Source organism: Actinoplanes xinjiangensis (assembly GCF_003148685.1).
In the GTDB taxonomy this organism is placed as follows: Bacteria; Actinomycetota; Actinomycetes; order Mycobacteriales; family Micromonosporaceae; genus Actinoplanes; species Actinoplanes xinjiangensis.
Genome location: NZ_QGGR01000002.1, coordinates 227,040 through 245,104, shown reverse-complemented (window position 1 = coordinate 245,104; position 18,065 = coordinate 227,040). Strand labels below are relative to the sequence as shown.

At 71.3% G+C, this 18,065-nt stretch carries 19 protein-coding genes; 12 read left to right on the top strand and 7 right to left on the bottom strand.

Going from position 1 to position 18,065, the window contains the following annotated elements; translation table 11 throughout:
* The first annotated feature begins 89 nt into the window (after positions 1 to 89).
* Entirely contained in the window at positions 90 to 1,652 is a 1,563-nt protein-coding gene (locus tag BC793_RS04635; RefSeq protein WP_109589522.1) for a phytoene desaturase family protein, read from the top strand.
* On the opposite strand, the gene BC793_RS04630 is transcribed toward BC793_RS04635, so the two are convergent.
* Positions 1,643 to 2,074, bottom strand: coding sequence for an SRPBCC family protein (locus BC793_RS04630; RefSeq protein ID WP_307784575.1), 432 nt, complete (start codon positions 2,072 to 2,074; stop codon positions 1,643 to 1,645). The two genes, BC793_RS04635 and BC793_RS04630, sit on opposite strands and share 10 nt — an antisense overlap.
* A 119-nt stretch (positions 2,075 to 2,193) precedes the next feature.
* Between BC793_RS04630 and BC793_RS04625 the strand changes: the two genes are divergently transcribed.
* The 7 genes from BC793_RS04625 (at position 2,194) to BC793_RS04595 (ending at position 8,194) form a co-directional block, all read left to right on the top strand.
* Complete coding sequence (locus tag BC793_RS04625; RefSeq protein ID WP_239170130.1) at positions 2,194 to 3,336, top strand: glycosyltransferase; 1,143 nt, start codon at positions 2,194 to 2,196, stop codon at positions 3,334 to 3,336.
* Between the two features lie 82 nt (positions 3,337 to 3,418).
* Positions 3,419 to 4,312: an ABC transporter ATP-binding protein gene (locus BC793_RS04620; protein ID WP_109589516.1), complete on the top strand. Its 894-nt coding sequence runs from the start codon at positions 3,419 to 3,421 to the stop codon at positions 4,310 to 4,312.
* Positions 4,313 to 4,317: 5 nt separating this feature from the next.
* Positions 4,318 to 5,058, top strand: coding sequence for an ABC transporter permease (locus BC793_RS04615; RefSeq protein ID WP_109590323.1), 741 nt, complete (start codon positions 4,318 to 4,320; stop codon positions 5,056 to 5,058).
* A gap of 2 nt (positions 5,059 to 5,060) precedes the next feature.
* Entirely contained in the window at positions 5,061 to 6,329 is a 1,269-nt protein-coding gene (locus BC793_RS04610; protein ID WP_109589514.1) for a sensor histidine kinase, read from the top strand.
* Positions 6,326 to 6,952, top strand: a complete 627-nt coding sequence (locus BC793_RS04605) for a response regulator (protein WP_109589512.1) — start codon at positions 6,326 to 6,328, stop codon at positions 6,950 to 6,952. The genes BC793_RS04610 and BC793_RS04605 overlap by 4 nt, the downstream gene beginning before the upstream one ends.
* Before the next feature lie 15 nt (positions 6,953 to 6,967).
* The gene (locus BC793_RS04600) at positions 6,968 to 7,759 is read left to right on the top strand and encodes an AraC family transcriptional regulator (protein WP_109589510.1); all 792 of its coding nucleotides are present in this window, start codon (positions 6,968 to 6,970) and stop codon (positions 7,757 to 7,759) included.
* A gap of 27 nt (positions 7,760 to 7,786) precedes the next feature.
* The gene (locus tag BC793_RS04595) at positions 7,787 to 8,194 is read left to right on the top strand and encodes a VOC family protein (RefSeq protein ID WP_109589508.1); all 408 of its coding nucleotides are present in this window, start codon (positions 7,787 to 7,789) and stop codon (positions 8,192 to 8,194) included.
* Positions 8,195 to 8,845: 651 nt separating this feature from the next.
* Here BC793_RS04595 and BC793_RS04590 read toward each other — a convergent pair.
* A complete protein-coding gene (locus BC793_RS04590; protein ID WP_109589506.1) occupies positions 8,846 to 9,349 on the bottom strand; it encodes a hypothetical protein in 504 nt (167 codons plus the stop codon).
* Positions 9,350 to 9,446: 97 nt separating this feature from the next.
* On the opposite strand from BC793_RS04590, the gene BC793_RS04585 reads away from it, so the two are divergent.
* Both BC793_RS04585 and BC793_RS04580 read left to right on the top strand, forming a co-directional pair.
* Positions 9,447 to 9,896 carry an HXXEE domain-containing protein gene (locus tag BC793_RS04585; protein WP_109589504.1) on the top strand — a complete coding sequence of 150 codons (450 nt, stop codon included), beginning with the start codon at positions 9,447 to 9,449 and terminating at the stop codon, positions 9,894 to 9,896.
* Between the two features lie 577 nt (positions 9,897 to 10,473).
* Positions 10,474 to 11,148 carry an MBL fold metallo-hydrolase gene (locus tag BC793_RS04580; protein WP_239170131.1) on the top strand — a complete coding sequence of 225 codons (675 nt, stop codon included), beginning with the start codon at positions 10,474 to 10,476 and terminating at the stop codon, positions 11,146 to 11,148.
* Positions 11,149 to 11,631: 483 nt separating this feature from the next.
* Here the strand turns inward: BC793_RS04580 and BC793_RS04575 are convergent, their stop codons facing one another.
* The 4 genes from BC793_RS04575 to BC793_RS52195 all read right to left on the bottom strand — a co-directional run bounded on the left by BC793_RS04575 (position 11,632) and on the right by BC793_RS52195 (position 15,619).
* On the bottom strand, positions 11,632 to 12,720 hold the full coding sequence (locus tag BC793_RS04575) for an LCP family protein (protein ID WP_109589500.1): 1,089 nt from the start codon (positions 12,718 to 12,720) through the stop codon (positions 11,632 to 11,634).
* 150 nt (positions 12,721 to 12,870) lie between these two features.
* On the bottom strand, positions 12,871 to 14,517 hold the full coding sequence (locus BC793_RS04570) for a RecQ family ATP-dependent DNA helicase (RefSeq protein WP_109589498.1): 1,647 nt from the start codon (positions 14,515 to 14,517) through the stop codon (positions 12,871 to 12,873).
* A gap of 10 nt (positions 14,518 to 14,527) precedes the next feature.
* The gene (locus tag BC793_RS04565) at positions 14,528 to 15,478 is read right to left on the bottom strand and encodes a TIGR03557 family F420-dependent LLM class oxidoreductase (protein WP_109589496.1); all 951 of its coding nucleotides are present in this window, start codon (positions 15,476 to 15,478) and stop codon (positions 14,528 to 14,530) included.
* Positions 15,479 to 15,493: 15 nt separating this feature from the next.
* Positions 15,494 to 15,619, bottom strand: coding sequence for a hypothetical protein (locus BC793_RS52195; protein ID WP_275413259.1), 126 nt, complete (start codon positions 15,617 to 15,619; stop codon positions 15,494 to 15,496).
* A 122-nt stretch (positions 15,620 to 15,741) separates the two neighbouring features.
* Here BC793_RS52195 and BC793_RS04560 point away from each other — a divergent pair, with 122 nt between their 5' ends.
* Positions 15,742 to 17,310, top strand: a complete 1,569-nt coding sequence (locus tag BC793_RS04560; RefSeq protein ID WP_109589494.1) for a glycoside hydrolase family 3 protein — start codon at positions 15,742 to 15,744, stop codon at positions 17,308 to 17,310.
* 70 nt (positions 17,311 to 17,380) lie between these two features.
* On the opposite strand, the gene BC793_RS04555 is transcribed toward BC793_RS04560, so the two are convergent.
* Positions 17,381 to 17,668 (bottom strand): GNAT family N-acetyltransferase, encoded by a 288-nt coding sequence (locus tag BC793_RS04555; RefSeq protein WP_109589492.1) that lies wholly within the window; start codon positions 17,666 to 17,668, stop codon positions 17,381 to 17,383.
* 43 nt (positions 17,669 to 17,711) lie between these two features.
* Between BC793_RS04555 and BC793_RS04550 the strand changes: the two genes are divergently transcribed.
* Positions 17,712 to 18,038, top strand: a complete 327-nt coding sequence (locus BC793_RS04550; RefSeq protein WP_109589490.1) for a hypothetical protein — start codon at positions 17,712 to 17,714, stop codon at positions 18,036 to 18,038.
* The last annotated feature ends 27 nt before the right edge of the window (positions 18,039 to 18,065 follow it).

The window sequence follows — 18,065 nt, the reverse complement described above, 5'->3', positions numbered from 1 at the left end:
CCCTCGGGTCCCGCGGGCCGGTGACCCGCTCCGTTGTCAAAGGGGGTGCCCGGGGGCGGATGCCCTAAACACCGGGTAGCTTGCGAACTGTGGACGACGTGGACGCGATCGTCGTCGGGGCCGGGCACAACGGCCTCGTCGCGGCGAACCTGCTGGCCGATGCCGGGTGGACGGTCCGGGTGCTGGAGGCCACCCCGCAACCGGGCGGGGCGGTCCGCTCCGGGCACGTGACCGCCCCCGGCTACCTCTCCGACCTGTTCAGCGCCTTCTATCCGCTGGGGTACGCCTCCCCGGTGCTGAAGAGCCTGGACCTCGACGTCCGGTGGACGCACGCACCGGACGTCTTCACCCACCTGCTGCCGGACGGGCGGGCCGCCACGGTCAGCCGTGACGTCGACCGGACCGCCGCGTCGATGGAGCAGTTCGCGCCCGGCGACGGCGACCGGTGGCGCAACGCCTACGAGGACTGGCGCTCGGTCTCCGACGCGATGGTGGACACGCTGTTCACCCCCTTCCCGCCGGTCCGCAGCAGTGCCGGGCTGCTCCGGCGGCTCCGGGTCGGCGGTGCGCTGCGGCTGGCCCGCCGCCTGGTGCTGTCGGTGCGGGAGCTCGGCTCCGAGCTGTTCGAGGGCGAGGGCGCGTCCCTGGCGCTGGCCGGCTGTGCCCTGCACACCGACCTGTCACCGGAGGAGGCGGGCGGCGGCGTCTACGGCTGGCTGCTCGCCATGCTCGGCCAGGAGGTCGGCTGGCCCGCCCCGGTCGGCGGGGCGCAGGAGCTGACGTCGGCTCTGGTCCGCCGGTTCCCGGGGGAGATCGTCTACAACGCTCCGGTGACCCGGGTGCTGGTGGCGCGGGGCCGGGCGATGGGGGTACGCACGGCGGACGGCCGTGACTGGCGGGCCCGCCGGGCGGTGATCGCCGACGTGCCCGCGCCGGCGCTCTACCTCGACCTGGTCGGCGATCGCTGGCTGCCGCCTCGGCTCACCGAGGACATGGCCCACTTCCGCTGGGACGGAGCGACCGTGAAGGTCGACTGGGCGGTGCGGTCCAAGATGCCGTGGAAGAACCCGGCGGCCGCGGGAGCCGGCACCGTGCACCTGGGCGCCGACATGAACGGGCTCACCCGGTACGCCGCCCACCTCGCGTCCGACGAGATCCCGCCGAACCCGTTCCTGCTGCTCGGGCAGATGACCACCACCGATGCCACCCGTTCACCGGACGGGACCGAGTCGCTGTGGGCGTACACCCACCTGCCGCACCGCGCGTCGTGGACCGCCGACGAGATCGCCGAACACGTCGAACGGATGGAGGCGGTGATCGAGGAGCACGCGCCCGGCTTCCGGCGCGCCGTGGTGGCCCGTAACGTGTTCGCGCCCGGCGACATGGAGCGGGAGAACCCGTCGCTCGTCGGCGGTGCCCTCGGCGGGGGCACCGCCGCGGCGTTCCAGCAGCTGTTCCTGCGGCCGGTGCCGGGGCTCGGGCGCGCGGACACCCCCGTCGACCGGCTCTTCCTCGGCAGCTCGTCGGCGCATCCGGGCGGCGGGGTGCACGGGGCGCCGGGGGCCAACGCGGCGCGGGCCGCGCTGGCCAGAGACGGCAATCCGCTCTACCCGGCCGTCATCGGCGCGGCCCACCGGGTGATCTACCGCTGACGTTCGGCGATGTCGGCGAGCCGGCGCAGGGTCTCCACGTTGCGGCGGTGCAGCAGCAGGTCGTTGAGTTTGTTGCGGGCCCACCGCAGGGGTCCCTCGGTGAAGTCCTCCTCGATCTCCACCCGGGTGGCGCCGCCGTCTCCGACCGGGGTGAGCCGGATGTCGACCTCGGCCGCCCCGAGCGGCCACAGGCCGGCGTTCAGCCGCAGCGAGCGGCCGGGCGCACAGGCCAGGACCGTCGACTCGTCGTGCAGCGACAGCGGCCACGGGCCGGCCTTGTGATGGAGTTTCGAGCCGGGGGCCGGCCAGTCCGGCTCGACGTCCCTGATGTGTACGGTGCCGACCACCCAGTCGCTGTAGGTCCAACCGTCGGCGAGAACGGCGAAGACCTGGTCGGGTGGGGCCTGAACGGTTCGCGTCACGATAGCCACGGCATTCGGTTTACCCTGCTCACAGGTTCCGTAACTGGCGGCCCATGTTTACGGTTCGTGCTGTCGGGCAACTGCTGCGCGTACCTGATCCCGGCCCTGGAGGAGACCCCGTGCACATTGCGATGATCTCCGAACACGCCGACGTCGCCGACCTGTCGGCCGCGCTGGCCGAGCTGGGTCACGACGTCCGGATATACACCCGCCGCGAGGACCCGGACGTCGCCGAGGTGGTCGTCACCCCGAGCGGTGTGCACCTGGTCCACATCACGGCCGGTCCGCCCCGGCCACTCCCGTCCGACCTGGTTCTGCCGTACATGGGCGAGTTCGCCCGGATCCTCGGCGAGCAGTGGCGTCACGGCTGGCAACCGGACGTGGCGCACGCCCACTTCTGGACCAGCGGTCTGGCCGCGGTGACCGCCGCCCGGCAGCTGAACATCCCGGTGGTGCAGTCGTTCCACGAGCTCGGCGAGTTCGGTGAGGCGGCGCACGGCCCGTCCCGGTCCGGATACGAGCGGGCGCTCGGCCGGGCGGTGGACCGGGTGGTGGCACAGACCCAGGAGGAGGTGCGCGGCCTGGTCCGTATCGGCGTGCCCCGCGCCAGTCTCACGGTCGTCCCGGCCGGTGTGGACAGCGAGACGTTCACCCCGGACGGCCCGGCCGTCCAGCGCGACCCGGAGCGCCCGCGCATCCTGTCGGTCGGCAAGCTGGTCGAGCGCAAGGGGTTCGGTGACGTCATCCAGGCGATGCGCTACGTTCCCGGCGCCGAGGTGGTGGTGGTCGGCGGCCCGCCGGCCGATCAGCTGACCGCCGACCCGGGGGCCCGGCTGCTCCGGTCGATGGCCGAGCAGTTCAAGGTCGCCGACCGGTTCCGGCTGGTCGGCGCGGTGCCGCACCGGGACCTGCCGAGCTGGTACCGCTCCGCCGACGTGCTGATCGCGACCCCGTGGGAGGAGCAGGCTGCGCTCGAGGCGATGGCCTGCGGCGTGCCGATCGTCGGCCCCGCGTCCGGTGCGCTCACCGAGACGGTGGTCGACGGACTCACCGGGGACCTGGTGCCGGAGCGGGATCCGCGGGCGCTCGGTGGTGCCCTGCGCCGGCTGGTCAACGACAAGGTGCGGCGGTTCACCTACGCGACGGCGGCGCTGGACCGGGCACGGCAGGCCTACTCGTGGAAGCGGGTGGCCGCGCAGGTCGGTTCGGTCTACGCGAGTCTGCGCCGGACACCGGCGGCCGTGGTGGAAGACGCGGTGTAGGGCGGCATCAACCGATCGGTGGACCGGAACCGCCGCCCGCTGTTCGATTCGGGCACCGGGGTCGCCGGGCGACGCTCTATGCATGACAGTCATCGAGGTCCAGAACCTGGCGAAGAGGTACGGCGAGACCGTCGCCGTACGGGACGTGTCCTTCAGTGTCGAACCCGGTGAGATCTTCGGCATCCTCGGCCCGAACGGCGCCGGGAAGACCACCACCGTCGAGTGCATCGCCGGCCTGCGCACCCCGGACTCGGGGTCGATCACGGTCCTCGGCAGCACCGCCGGCGACCCGGCCCTGCGCTCCCGCATCGGCGTGCAGCTGCAGGAGAGCGAACTCCAGGACAAGATCACCGTCCGGGAGGCGCTGGAGCTCTACAGCTCCTTCTACCCGAACCCGGCCGACTGGCGTGCCCTCGCCGACGACCTGGGCCTGACCGCCAAGCTGAAGTCGCGTTTCGGCAAGCTCTCCGGCGGTCAGAAGCAGCGCCTGTCGATCGCGCTGGCCCTGATCGGCAACCCCGAGATCGCCATCCTGGACGAGCTGACCACCGGCCTGGACCCACAGGCCCGGCGGGAGACCTGGGAGCTGATCTCCGGCATCCGGGACCGTGGCGTCACCCTGCTGCTGGTCACCCACTTCATGGAGGAGGCCGAGCGCCTCTGCGACCGGATCGTGGTGATCGACAAGGGTGCGGTGGCCGCTCTGGACACCCCGGCCGGCCTGGTCGAGCGGACCGGCAACGAGCAGCGCATCCGGTTCCGGCCGTCCACGCCGATCTCCGACGAACTGCTCACCGTGCTGCCCGAGGTCCGCGAGCTGCGCCGCAACGGTCCGAAGATCGAGGTCGTCGGCACCGGGAACCTGCTGCACGCGGTCGTCTCGGTACTCGCCCGCAACGGCGTCGTGGCCGCCGATCTGACGCTCGAGCAGTCCACTCTCGACGACGCCTTCGTCCACCTGACCGGCAAGGAGTGACCGGCATGTCCGTCTTCACGAAACTGACGCTGACCGAGTTCCGGCTCACTCTCCGCGACCCGCTCTACGCCTTCTTCACCCTGCTCTTCCCGGTCCTGCTGGTGCTGATCCTCGGCAACGTACCGACCATGAAGGAGGCCCCGCCGGAACTGGGCGGTCTCCGGGTGATCGACCTGTACGCCGGCCTCGCGCTCGGCCTGGCCATCGGCATCATCGGACTACAGGGCCTGCCGTCGGTACTGGCCACCTACCGCGAGCGTGGCATCCTGCGGCGGCTCGCCACCACACCGGCGCCGCCGGTCACGCTGCTCGCCGCGCAACTGGTGATGAACCTGGTCACCGTGCTGGTGTCGATGGTGCTCGTCTACACGGTGGCGATCCTCGCCTTCGACGTGCCGTTCCCGGAGAACCCGGCCCTGTTCCTGCTCGCGGTCCTGCTCAACTGCGCCGGCGCGTTCTCCCTCGGCCTGCTCCTGGCCGCCGTCGCGCCGACCGGTAAGACCGCCAACGCGATCGGCACCTTCCTGTTCTTCCCGCTGATGTTCTTCGCCGGCCTGTGGGTGCCGCGCGAGCTGATGCCGGAGATCCTGCGACGGATCGGCGACTTCACCCCGCTCGCCGCCGGCCAGGATCTGATGACCGACGCCCTCATGGGACAGTCGCCGGCGCTGCTCTCGATTACGGTTCTGGTGGGATACCTGGTGATCTGCGGGGCCGCCGCGATCAAGCTCTTCCGCTGGGAGTGACGATGCGCAAGCCCGAGGCGCTGGAGCGACCGGCTGCGTCCCGCGAGCTCTGGATCACCTGGCTGTCGTACGGAACCCTGTTCGGTTCACTGCTGCTGTCCGTGGTCACCCGGGGCGTCGAGGAACTGCCCCAGCGCGACCTCGGCACGACCGCGGCGGTCACGCTCGTGACCGCCGCCTGGATCGCCTGGTGGGTCGACCTGCACCCGGGCTGGCAGCGCCGCCGGGGCCTGATGCTGATCTTCCTGGCCGGTCTGCTCACTCTCAATTTCCTGCTGGTCATGTGCAGCCCGCTCTTCGGCGTCTTCACCTGGACCGGCTACATCTTCCTCGGTTATGCCGTGCCCGGCCGCTGGCAGCTGGTGGGCACCCTGCCGGTGGCCACGATCAACGCGATGTCCCAGATCGGTGGATGGAACACCATCGCCGCCGAGGAGGACGGCTACGTCATCTTCCTCGCGGTCCTGCTCTGCAACCTGCTGATCGCCGGGACCATGACCTGGGTGACACTGCGGGACGAGCGCGTGGCGGACACCCGGGTCCGCCGGATCGACCAGCTCGCCGAGGCCAACGCTAAACTCGCCGCCGCCCTTCAGGAGAACGCCGGCCTGCACGCCCAACTGCTGGTCCAGGCACACGAGGCCGGTGTCCACAATGAACGGCAGCGGATGGCCGGCGAGATCCACGACGTGCTCGCGCAGGGGCTGACCGGCATCGTCACCCAGCTGGAGGCGGCGGAGTCACACCCCGGCGACCGCGACCGGCACCTGGCCGCCGCGAAACGCCTGGCCCGGGAGAGCCTGGCCGAGGCCCGCCGCTCAGTGCAGGCCCTGCGACCCCAGCACCTGGACGCGGCCCGTCTGCCGGAGGCCCTCGGCGAGGTCCTGCACGGCTGGTCCGACCTGCACGGTGTCCGCGCCGACCTGACCACCACCGGTACCGCCCGGCCACTGCTGCCGGAGATCGAGACGACGCTGTTGCGGACCGCCCAGGAGGCGCTCGCCAACGTGGCCAGACACGCCGCCGCCGGCCGGGTCGGTCTCACACTGTCCTACATGGAGGACGTCGTGACACTCGACGTCCGCGACGACGGCACCGGCTTCGACCCGGACGCCCCGCGCGAGGTGACCGACGAGGGCGGCTACGGCCTGCGCGCCATGCGGGAACGTCTCAGCCGCGTCGCCGGCACCCTCGAGGTCGAGTCCGAACCCGGCGGAGGCACCGCCATCTCAGCGTGCGTACCGGCACTGGCCCTAGGGGGAGCGGCATGATCAGGGTCGTCATCGTGGACGATCACCCGGTGGTCCGGGACGGCCTGCGCGGCATGTTCGCCGGCGACGACCGGTTCACCGTCCTCGGCGAGGCCGGCGACGGCCGGGAGGCCCTGGCGGTCACCGAGGCGGTCACCCCCGACGTGGTCCTGATGGATCTGCGGATGCCCGTGATGGACGGCGTCACCACCATCCGGGAGCTGAAAGCCCGCGGTTCCGCCGCCCGCGTCCTGGTGCTGACCACCTACGACACCGACAGCGACGTGCTGCCCGCGATCAAGGCCGGCGCCACCGGCTACCTCCTCAAGGACACCCCGCGCGAGGAACTGTTCCGCGCGGTCGTGGCCGCCCACCGCGGCGAGTCGGTGCTGTCCCCGACCGTCGCCGGCCGCCTGATGGGCCAGCTCCGCTCACCCGCCAAGGAGCCTCTCAGCCAGCGGGAGATCGAGGTCCTCACACTGACCGCCCGCGGCTGCTCCAACCGGGAGACCGCGAAACGCCTCTTCATCAGCGAGGCCACCGTCAAGACGCACCTGCTGCACGCCTACACCAAACTGGGCGTCCGCGACCGGGCCGCCGCCGTCGCCACCGCCATCGAGCAGGGCCTGATCCGGCGCGATTAGCGGCAGAATCGGAGGATGGACGAGTACGCGCACGCCCGCCCGGCCCCGGTGCTCCGGCCGCACGTCGCGTTCTACTCCGGCTACCGGCAGCGCGGCCTCGCCCCCGCCACGCATCGGGGGCTGCCGTCGCCGTACCTGACGCTGATCTTCACGCTGGACGAGCCGCTGGTCATCGCCGCCCACCCGGATCCGCGGCAGGTCCCCGGGCGGTACCGCTCCCTCCTCGGCGGGCTGCACCTCACGCCCGCGCTGATCAGCCACGACGGCAGCCAGTCGGGAGTGCAGGTGGCGGTCCGGCCGGAAGGCTGCCGGGCGCTGCTCGGGCTGCCCGCCGCCGAGGTGGCGAACCTGGACGTGGACGCCGCCGCCGTCTTCGGGGACCCGTTCGTCGGCGAGGTCCGGGATCGGCTGTCCGAGGCGCCGGACTGGGCGGCCCGGTTCGCGGTGCTCGACCGGGCGCTCGGCGGCCGGCTGCGCGACACCGCCGGCCCGGCCCCGGTCACCTACGCGTTCCACCTGGTCAACGACGGTGTCCCGGTTGCCGAGGCGGCCGAACGGATCGGCTGGAGCGGACGCCACCTGACCGACCGGTTTCGCGCCGAACTCGGCATCCGCCCCAAGGAGGCCGCCCGGATCGCCCGTTTCGACCGCGCCCGTCGCGCGATCCGGCCCGGGGTGCGGCTCGCCGATGTCGCCGCCGCGCACGGCTACGCCGACCAGTCGCACCTGGTCCGCGACTTCCGGTCGTTCGCCGGCTGCGCACCGTCGCGCTGGCTGGCCGACGAGTTCGGTTTTGTCCAAGCCTGACCGCCGGCCACTCGCGACGATGAACCCATGACCGACACGAAGATCCCGCCGCCGCAGGTGTGGCCGACGCTGCGGGCCACCGACGCCCGCGCCCTGATCCGTTTCCTGTCCGACGCGTTCGGATTCGTACCGACGGCCGTGCACGGCGAGGGCGACGTCGTCGCGCACGCCGAACTCAGCTGGCCACCCGGCGGCGGCATCATGCTCGGCTCGGTCCGCGACGCCCCGGACGACCCGTGGAACCTGAAACCCGGCACCTTCGGCGCCTACGTCGTCGCCGACGACATCGAGGCGCTGCACGCCCGCGCGGTCGCCGCCGGTGCCGAAATCCTCCGCGCACCCTTCACCACCGACTACGGATCCCACGATTTCACCGCCCGCGATCCCGAGGGCAACCTCTGGCATTTCGGCACCTACCGCGGCGAACCCCAATAATCCGGTACGGCCTACACCGGCACCGTGGCTGTCCCCGCGACGCAGGCGCCACTCCCGCCCACCAGCGCGTCTCTCGGGCGGAATCCGCGGGTCACCGCCACCCCTCGCCGTCGCTCAGCACGGCGATCCGGCCAACGGCAGGCGTGCAGGCGGAGGCCGGCTGGCAGCTGTCGCTCACTCAGCTCCGGCGATGCGGCCAGCGGCAGGAATACACGCGGAGGCCGGCTGCAGGTATCGCTCGCTCAGCATCGGCGATGCGGCCAACGGCAGGCGTGCAGGCGGAGGCTGGCTGCCGCTCGCTCAGCACCGGCGATGCGGCCAACGGCAGGTGCGCGGGCGGAGGCCGGCTGGCGGCTGTCGCTCGCTCAGCATGGTGATGCGGCTGACGACCTATGTCCGCGTCGGCCGGCGCTGAACACGGTCATGCGGCCGGTGAAGTGTGGGGCCAACGGCGGTCTGCCGGCCACGGCGGTCTGCCAGTTGACGGCGGTCTGCCAGTCGACGTCCAGCTCGGTTGTGCGTGGTAAGGGCGACGGCGGTCTGTCGGCCGGTGCTCAGCTCGGTTGGGTCGGTAGCGAGAGGGCGTCTGGGCGATGGCCGGCGGCGAGCGGGTCGCGGCGCTCCGGGATGGGGCGCCGCGACCGGAAACGATCAGCCCGCGAGAGCCTTGGCGAGGTCGTCGCGGAAGGTGCGCTCGCTCTCGGTGACAGTCTCGCCGCCGATACCGAGGAGCCCACCGCTGGAGGCCGCGCCCACCACCTCGTCGGCGATCTCCACCAGCCAGTGCCGGTAGGTCTCCGCGTCGGCCGGGGACGCCTTCACGGCCAGCAGCGCCGCCACCTCAGCGGCCCGGGCGACCACATCCGCCGCATACCCGGCAGGGTCACCCGGCTGGATCACCGGCGGCTCCTCGCCGATCTCCGGGTCACCGGCCTCGGCCACCGCGGCCGTGGCGACCGCCGCGACCAGCGTGCTCGCCGACGACCGGGCATCCGAGATCCGGTCCAGCCCGGCGGCGCTCTCCGCCCGGGTCTTGCGCGCACTGTCCGGGCTGGCGGCGCTGGCAGCGGTGAGCACCGACTGCGGCAGGCCGGTCAGCAGACCCCATTCGGCATCGGTGAACCCCAGTTCGGCATAGAGCGGTCGATCCGTCACACGCTTGTCCCTTCTCCCTCGGCCGGCCGCCGTGGCGGCCGTCAGCATTCTTACCTACCCCTTTCCGCCGTCGTTGCATCCTGTGACGATCAGTTCCATGTCTCGCCCGCTGGTCTGTTCCGGGCTTTTCGTAGCCTGGGCGGTACACAACGTCGAGGAGGCGCTCTCCGCGTCCCGCTGGTCGGCCGCCACCGTCCCGCGCCTGCTGGCGCAAGGCTGGCCACCCGCCCTGGTGGAGAGCCTCGGCACGACGACGCCCCGGTTCGCGGTGGCGGCCACCGTGCTCGGGATCGCAGTCCTGGCCGCAACGGTGCGAGGCGTGCTCACGGCCGGCCACTCGACGTTCTCCCGCACGGCGGTCCTGGTATTCGGCTGGCACGGACTGATCGACATCGGACAGTCCCTGCTGGTGCGAGGCTACGTACAGGGCCTGGTGACCGCGACCGTGCTGGTGATCCCGTACTCAATCCTCACCTCCGCCACCTACGCCCCGCCCCCATCCCCGCTCGCACCATCGCCGTCGTGGCGATCGCAGCCCTCACCCTGACCGCTCTGGCCCAGGCCCTGTCCCACCTCCCACCCCCGTAAACCCCCACCCCTCGGCTGGCTCCCACCGCTGCCTCAGGAACGCCGAGACAGCGGTGACAACCAGCCGCCGACCCCCGGCTGGCTCTCACCGCTGTCTCAGGGGCGCTGAGGCAGCGGTGGGGACCAGCCGCCGGCCTTCGGCTGGCTCTCACCGTTGTTTCCGGGGCGCCGAGGAAGCGGTGGGGACCAGCCGCCGATCCTCGGCTGGTTGTCAGCGTTGTGTCGCGGGTGGTGGCAGCGGTGGGAGCCAGCCGCTGGGCCTTGGCTGGTTGTCACCGCTGTCTCGTGAGGGCTGAGGCAGCGCTGGGAGCCAGCCGGCGAGGGCGTTAGCGGTTGGGGTAGCGGTGATCGTCGGGATTCGGCCCGGAACACGGGTTTCGGTCGTGTGGCGCAGTCCCGATGTTCTACGGGGCGCCTTGCAGAACGAGCTGGGTTCGTATCCGCCGACCTTGTTCCCCGTCGCGGTGTGGTGACGGGACTCGGTCGCTCGGCCTGCCGGCTGGGCAGGGTTTGCGGCGGCTGACAGAATCGTCGTCGTGCGAGAGGTGGTCGACGGGGTCTTCGAACTCCGCGTGGGTTATGTCAACGTGCACCTGATCGTCACCGATGACGGTGTGGTCCTGGTCGACACCGGTCTGCCGGGCCGGTTGCCGCTGATCGAGCGTGGTCTGCGCGGTATTCGGCGTTCGCTCGGCGAGGTGACCACGATCCTGGTTACCCACCATCACCCCGACCACATCGGCAGCCTCGCCGCCCTGCGGGAACAGACCGGCGCCCGGGTGATCGCGCATGCCGCCGAGGTTCCGTGGATCGGTGGTCACATTCCGCCCGCGCAGCCGGCCGGCCTTCTGGGCAAGCTGGCCGGGCGCCTGATCGGCACGGTCCAGCCGACCAAGGTCGACCAGCTGATCACCACCGACGGTTCCGAGCCGTTGCCCGGGTTCACCGCCCTGCACACGCCGGGTCACACCCGCGGGCATGTCTCGTTCCTGCTGGACCGGGCCGGTGGTGTGCTGTTCGCCGGGGATGCGGCGGCCGCCCGCCGGGGCCGGGTGTCCGGCCCGCCGCGGGCGGTCACGGCGGACCCGGTCCGGGCCGGTGAGAGCCTGGCCCGTCTGGCGGAGCTGGAGTTCGACCACGCCGTCTTCGGCCACGGCAAGGCGGTCTCCGGCCTGGCCGTAGAAGCCTTCCGCAAGGCCGTCGCCGGCTGAGACCCCCTGATGCCGTCCCTATGGGCCCGCTGACACTGCAGACGCTGTCCCGCCGAGCCGGCTGACAACCCGACCCCGGCCCGCCGGGCCGGCTAACACCCGAGGCGGCGTCCTGCCGGGCCAGGCTGGCTAACACCCGAGGCGCCGGGACGGTGGGCCGGACTGGCTAAAACCCGAGGGGCCGTCCCGGCGGGTCGGGCCGGCTAAGACCCGAGGCGCCGTCCCCGTGGGTCTGGTCGGCTAACACCTGAAGGCGACGGCTGGCCGGGACGGCGGCGGGTGACACTCCTAAGCCGTTTTCCCGCTGCTTGGGCCGGCTCGCATTCTCAGGGCGTTCCGTCTGCTTGAGGCGGCTCGCATTCCCAAGGCGTTCAGGCTGCTTGGGGTGGCTCGCATTCCAAGGCGTTCCGGCTGTCTGGGCCGGCGCACATCCCAGCCGTCGCGGCTGGCGTCACCGATGCTGTTTCGGTGGGGCGGGGACGGTCAGTTGGTCTCGTTGATGAATGTCGGGTGGTCGAGCAGGAACCCGGGCACCCGGTCCTCGGCGAGCGCCTTGAAGAAGTCGGCGACCTCCGGCTCGAACTGCTCGCCCAGGTAGCGGCCCTCGTTGATGCCCACGCCCGGCAGCTTCACCGTGATCATGTCGTCGACGTTGAGTGATTTGAGCTCCATCGCCCATTCCAGCACGGTGTGCCCGTTGCCGGAGAAGGTGAGGGAGCCGCCGGCCGCGTCCATGACGGCGAGCAGTTTGCCCGGGTCGGTGACCACGTCGCGGCTCATCGCCTGCTTCGCCATCGCCTTGATGAACTGCTGCTGGTGCCGCTGCCGGTCGTAGTCGTCCATGTCGGCGCCGTACCGCTGGCGGACGTAGTCGAGTGCCTCCCACGCCTGCATCCGTACCGGCTTGTCGCTCTTCTTGTAGAACTTCTGCGGTCCGGTGTACGGGTGGGCGCAGCTGGCCGACGTGTGGTCGTTGCGGCAGCGCGCGATGCGTTCCCGGGTCTTGCCGTCGGGTCCCAGGTGCTCGGACTTGACGTCCATGTCGATGACCATCTCGACGCCGCCCATCGCCTCGACGATCTTCTTGAAGCCGCCGAAGTTGACGATGGCGCCGGCGTCGAACCGTTTGATCCCGGTGACGTTGCCGACGGTTGCGGCGAGCAGTTGGAAGCCCTGCGCCGGGCTGAACTTGCCGTCGCCGAGCCGGCTGCCGTACGCCATCGCGGCGTTGATCTTCGTGCGGTCGGCGCCGGTGCCGGACGCCTTGAACGCCGGGATGTCCACCCGCAGGTCGCGGGGGATGGAGAAGAGGTACGCGGTGTGCCGGTCCCGCGGGATGTGCGCGATCACGATGGAGTCGGCCAGCGGCGCGGTCTGGTCGTCGCGCGGGTCGATGCCGACGAGCAGGATGTTGACCGAGCCGTCGATGTCGGACTTCACCTCGGCGACCTCGGCGGCCTGGGCGGGTTGCGCCTGGATCGGCGCGAGGAGGCTCTCGTCGGTGACCGCGTCGGTGTACTTGGCGACGAGTGCCTGGCCGGCGACGAGGGTTCCGCCGCCGGTGACCAGCATCACCGCGCCCAGTCCGACACAGATCCTCGCCCAGAGCGGTGATCGTCGTTTGGTTGACGCAGCCACATTCGCCTCCCCCGTACCGGCAACGTGCGCATGATGGCACACTCGCGCAACCTCATGGGAGCGCTTCCGGCGCGGTCCGGTGGCTCAGGCGGGAGCCTCCCGCGCCAGCAGTTCCTGTTCGACGACGACCGGCACCGACAGCGTCTTGTAGCCGACCGAGTCGAAGAGGACCGTCATCCGGTCCTCCTCGTAGTTCATCACCATGCCACCGCCCCATTCGCCGTGCTGGACCCGGGCGTGCACCGGGAACGGGCCGGCCGGTTCGGCGGCGGCGATCTCCTGGGCGGTGCCGTCGGCGCAATTGTCACAGTGGCCGCACGGCTTCTTCAGGTTCTCGCCGAAGTACGCCAGCAGCGTCTCGGTGCGGCACTGCCGGGACTGGGCGAACCCGCGCATCATGTCGGTCCGGGACCGCATGACCGCCTGCTGCCGTTCGTGTTCCGCCGCCGCCGCCTCGGCCGCCTCGGCGGGGAGCGGAGCACGGGCCGGGACGGTCAGTTTGTGGCCCGAGCCGGGCCGTACGGCGCCCGCCTGTTCCAGCAGGTTGAGGTACTGCCCGAGCTTGCGGGGCCCGAGCCCGGTCGCCTTCTGGAGCGCCGTCTTGGAGGCCGGTCCCTTGTGCAGTTCGCCGGCGAGGTTGCGCAGTTCCTCGAGGTCGGGGGAGCCGCCCTGGAAGAAGCGCTGGATGGCCTCGTCCTCGGAGCGCCACAGCAGCAGCGCGCGGGCGGGTTCGCCGTCGCGGCCGGCCCGGCCGATCTCCTGGAAGTAGCTGTCCGGGGAGTCGGGCAGGGCGACGTGCGCGACCCAGCGGATGTTCGGTTTGTCGATGCCCATGCCGAACGCCGAGGTCGCCACCATGATGTCGACCTTGTCGTCGGTGAACTCCTCGTGGCGCTGCTCGCGCAGGCCGGCGGCCATCCCGCCGTGGTAATAGGCGGCCGGGTAGCCGGACGAGGTGAGGCGTTCGGCGAGTTCCTCGGCGTTGCGGCGGGTGGCGACGTAGATGATGCCGGGCCGCTGTTCCTCGTCGAGCATCGTGGTCAGTTTGCGCCACCGGTAGTTGTCGTCGGGGCAGTACGCGACCTCGAGGAACAGGTTGCGCCGGTCCAGACCCGAGACGTGGATCTCCGGTTTGTCCAGGCGCAGCCGGGCGATGATGTCCTCGCGGACCGGCGGCGACGCGGTGGCGGTGAGCGCCAGGATCGGCGGCCGGCCGATCTTCTTGATCATGTCGCCGAGCGTGAGGTAGTCGGGGCGGAAGTCGTGCCCCCAGGCGGAGATGCAGTGCGCCTCGTCGACCGCGACCAGGCCGGGCTTCAGCGACTTCACCTCGGCCTGGCGTTCGGGGTTGCTGAGCTGTTCCGGGGTGATGAAGAGGAATTCGGCCTCGCCGCGGCGGACCGCCTCGATCGCCTCCCGCTGTTCCTTGGGCGTCTCCTGGGAGCTCACCCGGACCGCGCGGGTCCGGGCGTCGCCACGGTCGTTGAGGGCGGCGATCTGGTCCTGCTGAAGGGCGAGCAGCGGCGAGATCACCACGGTCGGGCCGGGCAGCAGCACGGCCGGGATCTGGTAGATCGCCGACTTCCCGGCACCGGTCGGGAGCACCACGAGGGCGTCCTTGCGGCGCAGTACGGCGCGCATCGGCTTGAACTGGCCGGGTCGCAGGCTGCGCCACCCGAACTGGTTGCGGGCGACCCGGCGCAGACGCGGGCCGTAGATCGGCAGTTTCATCGAGGGGAGGCTATCCGATCTTCGGGAGGATCTCGCGGGCGTACAGGTCGAAGAGGCCCTGGTAGTGCGGGCCGGTGTTGGCGACGTAGACCTCGTCGAAGCCGGCATCGGCGTACTTCCGGATCATCTCCAGATGCTGCTCCGGGTCGTTGCCGCAGACGAAGGCCTCGGCCACCATCTCCTGGGTCACCAGCTGGGACGCCTGTTCGAAGTGCTTGGGGGAGGGCAGCACCTGGGAGAGTTCGCCGGGCACGCCGGCGTTGGGCCACTTCTCGTACGCGATCCGGGCCCCTTCCTCCGCGGTGCCGGCGAAGGCGGCCTTGAACCCGCCCTGCGCGACCTTGCCGCCGCCGCCGGCCTTCCGGAACCGGCTGACCAGGTCGCCGTCGGGCATGACGCTGACGTAGCCGTCGCCGATCCGGCCCGCGGAGTCGACGGCCTTGGGCCCGAAACCGGACACCAGGATCTCGACCGGCTTCTCCGGCAGGGTGTAGATCCGGGCGTTCTCCACGGTGTAGTGCTTGCCGTGGTGCGAGAACGTCTCGCCGGTCCAGAGGCCGCGCATGATCTCGACGGCCTCTTCGAGCATCTCCAGGCGGACGTCGAGTTCGGGCCACGCGTCGCCGAAGATGTGCTCGTTGAGCGCCTCTCCGGTGCCGACGCCGAGCCGGAACCGGCCGCCGGTGAGGACCGCGCTGGTGGCGGCGGCCTGGGCGATCACCGCCGGGTGGATGCGGACGGTCGGGCAGGTCACCGCCGTGGTGATCGGCAGGCCCGTCGCCTGGCTCAGTGCGCCGATCATGGACCACACGAACGCGCTCTGGCCCTGGGCGTCCACCCACGGGTGGTAGTGGTCGGAGATCCACAGGCCCTGGAAACCCGCGCGCTCCGCGCCCTTGGCCTGCTCGATCAGTTCGGTGGGCGAGTACTCCTCGCTCGATAGGAAGTATCCGATGCGCATGGCGCCCCGATACCCCTATTTGCCTCCGAACATGCGGCGGATCGCCCAGAGCAGGAAGAGCACGGCCAGGGCGATGCCGAGGAGCCGGACGGCATGCACCTCGGACCAGTCGACACCCGTTGCGGCGAGGGGAGTGAGCACGTGCACATCCTAGCGATCGGGACGTGACAGCAAATAGAAAGGTTTGTTGACTAAAGTCTGCGGGGGGTGTGAACATAGGTCCCCGTAACGGGGAGCAGAACGCATCGGAGGTACGGGGGCACATGTCCATTCACGGCGAATTGCCGGAACTGGCAGCTGCGGTACTGCAACCGGGTTTCGTGGGAACGACCGCGCCGGACTGGGTCCGCCGCTGGCTCGGCACCGGGCTCGGGGGCGTGGCGCTCTTCGCCCGCAACGTGGAGTCGCCCGCACAGGTGGCCGCCCTCACCGCGCAGCTCCGCGCGGAGAACCCCGATGTGATCGTTGCCATCGACGAGGAGGCCGGTGACGTCACCCGGTTCGAGTCGCGGCACGGCAGCTCCCGCCCGGGCAATCTGGCCCTGGGCGCGGTCGACGACCCGGAGCTGACCGAGCTGGTCGCCCGGGATCTGGGCCGGGAGCTGGCCGACGCCGGCATCACCCTCGACTACGCCCCGGACGCCGACGTCAACAGCAACCCCGGAAACCCGGTCATCGGGGTACGGGCCTTCGGCGCCGAGCCGCACCTGGTCGCCCGGCACACGTCCGCCTTCATCCGCGGGCTCCAGTCGGCCGGGGTGGCCGGGTGCGCCAAGCACTTCCCGGGTCACGGCGACACCGCCGTCGACTCGCACCACGACGTGCCGGTGATCGCCCGGACCGAGGACGAACTGGCCGAGTGCGAGCTGGTCCCGTTCCGGGCGGCGATCGCGGCCGGTGCCCGGTCGGTGATGACCGGCCACCTGCTGGTCCCGGCCTGGGACCCGGAGCTGCCGGCCACGCTCAGCCCGCGCATCCTTACCGGCCTGCTCCGCCAGGAACTGGGCTTCGACGGCCTGATCGTCACCGACGGCATCGAGATGCAGGGGGTGTGCCGCCGCTACGGCCTGGAGGGCGCCGCGGTCCGGGCGATCGCCGCCGGGGTGGACGCCATCTGCGTGGGCGGTGACCACGCCGACGAGCAGACCGCGATCCGGTTGCGGGACGCGATCGTCGAGGCGGTCCGTTCCGGGGAGATCCCCGAGCAGCGGCTGCGCGACGCCGTCACGCGGGTCCGCCGGCTGGCCGCCTGGACCACCCGGACGCAGATCGCGACCGGTGCCCGGGCGATCGCCGACGCCGCGGCCGGTACCGAGGTCGCGGTGCTCGGCTCGACGGTCGGGTTCGCGGCCGCGCGCCGGGCGGTGCGGGTGACCAGCACCGGCGCGAGCCCGTCCCTGCCGGTGACCGGCATCCCGCACGTGGTCGAGTTCGCGCCGCCGCGCAACATCGCGATCGGCAGCGAGACCCCGTGGGGGGTCGGCGAACCGCTCGCCGAGCTGCTGCCCGGCACCACCGCGGTCCGGTTCGAGGCCGCCGACCTGGAGGCGCTGGCCGACCCGTCGGTGCCGGTGCTGGCCGGGGCGGGCGAGGGGCCGCTGGTCCTGGTGGTCCGCGACGTGCACCGCCACCCGTGGATCGACCGGACGCTGGCCGGGGTCCTCGCGGCGCGGCCGGACGCGATCGTCGTCGAGATGGGCATCCCGGTCACGGTGACCGGCGGGGTGCACATCGCCACGCACGGGGCGACCCGGGCACTGGGCCGGGCCGCCGCCGAGATCATCGCCGGGGTGGACGTCCCCGAGCCGGCCCCGCAGCCGATCGCCGCCTGAGCTTCACCTCCCGGGGACCGTCCCGCCCCGCCGTGTCCACGAGACGTCGGCGGGGCGGGACGTCGGCGACTCAGCGGCTGACCACCAGGTCCTGGTAGGCGGGATGCTCCTCGATCCACCTGGCGAAGAACGGGCAGGACGGGACGACCCGGTCGCCGCGTTCGCGGATCTGGTCGAGGGTCTGCCGGGCCAGTTCGCCGGCCAGGCCATGGCCGCGCATCGGCGGTGCGGTCTCGGTGTGCAGGATGTTCACCACGCCGTCGCGCAGCCGGTAGGTGGCCAGTGCGCCCACCTCGCCGTCGACGCTCAGTTCGAAACGGTGCTCGGCGGTGTTGTCGCGGACCGGATATTCGCTCACGCTTGCCACCTTAGGTTTGCTCGGACCCCGTACCGTGGGAAGGGTGTTGATCTCCTTGCCCCGCCGCCGCATCGCCGCCGCTCTCGCCTCCGCCGCCCTCGGCCTCACCCTGCTCACCGGGTGCAGTGACGACGTCAGCTGTGGCCTCGACCAGTGCACCGTCAACATCAAGCGAGAGACCAACGCCAGTGTCGAGGTGCTCGGGGTGCAGGCCAAGTTCATCTCCGCCGACGAGAACACGGTGACTCTCGACGTGGCCGGCGAGCAGATCCAGCTCACCAAGGGCCAGCAGGCCGTCGACGTCGGCGGGCTCCAGGTCTCGCTGTCCAGCGTGACGTCTGACGCGATCCAGATCGAGGTGTCCCGCTGACGGCCCACGTTTGACGATCGTCGCCGC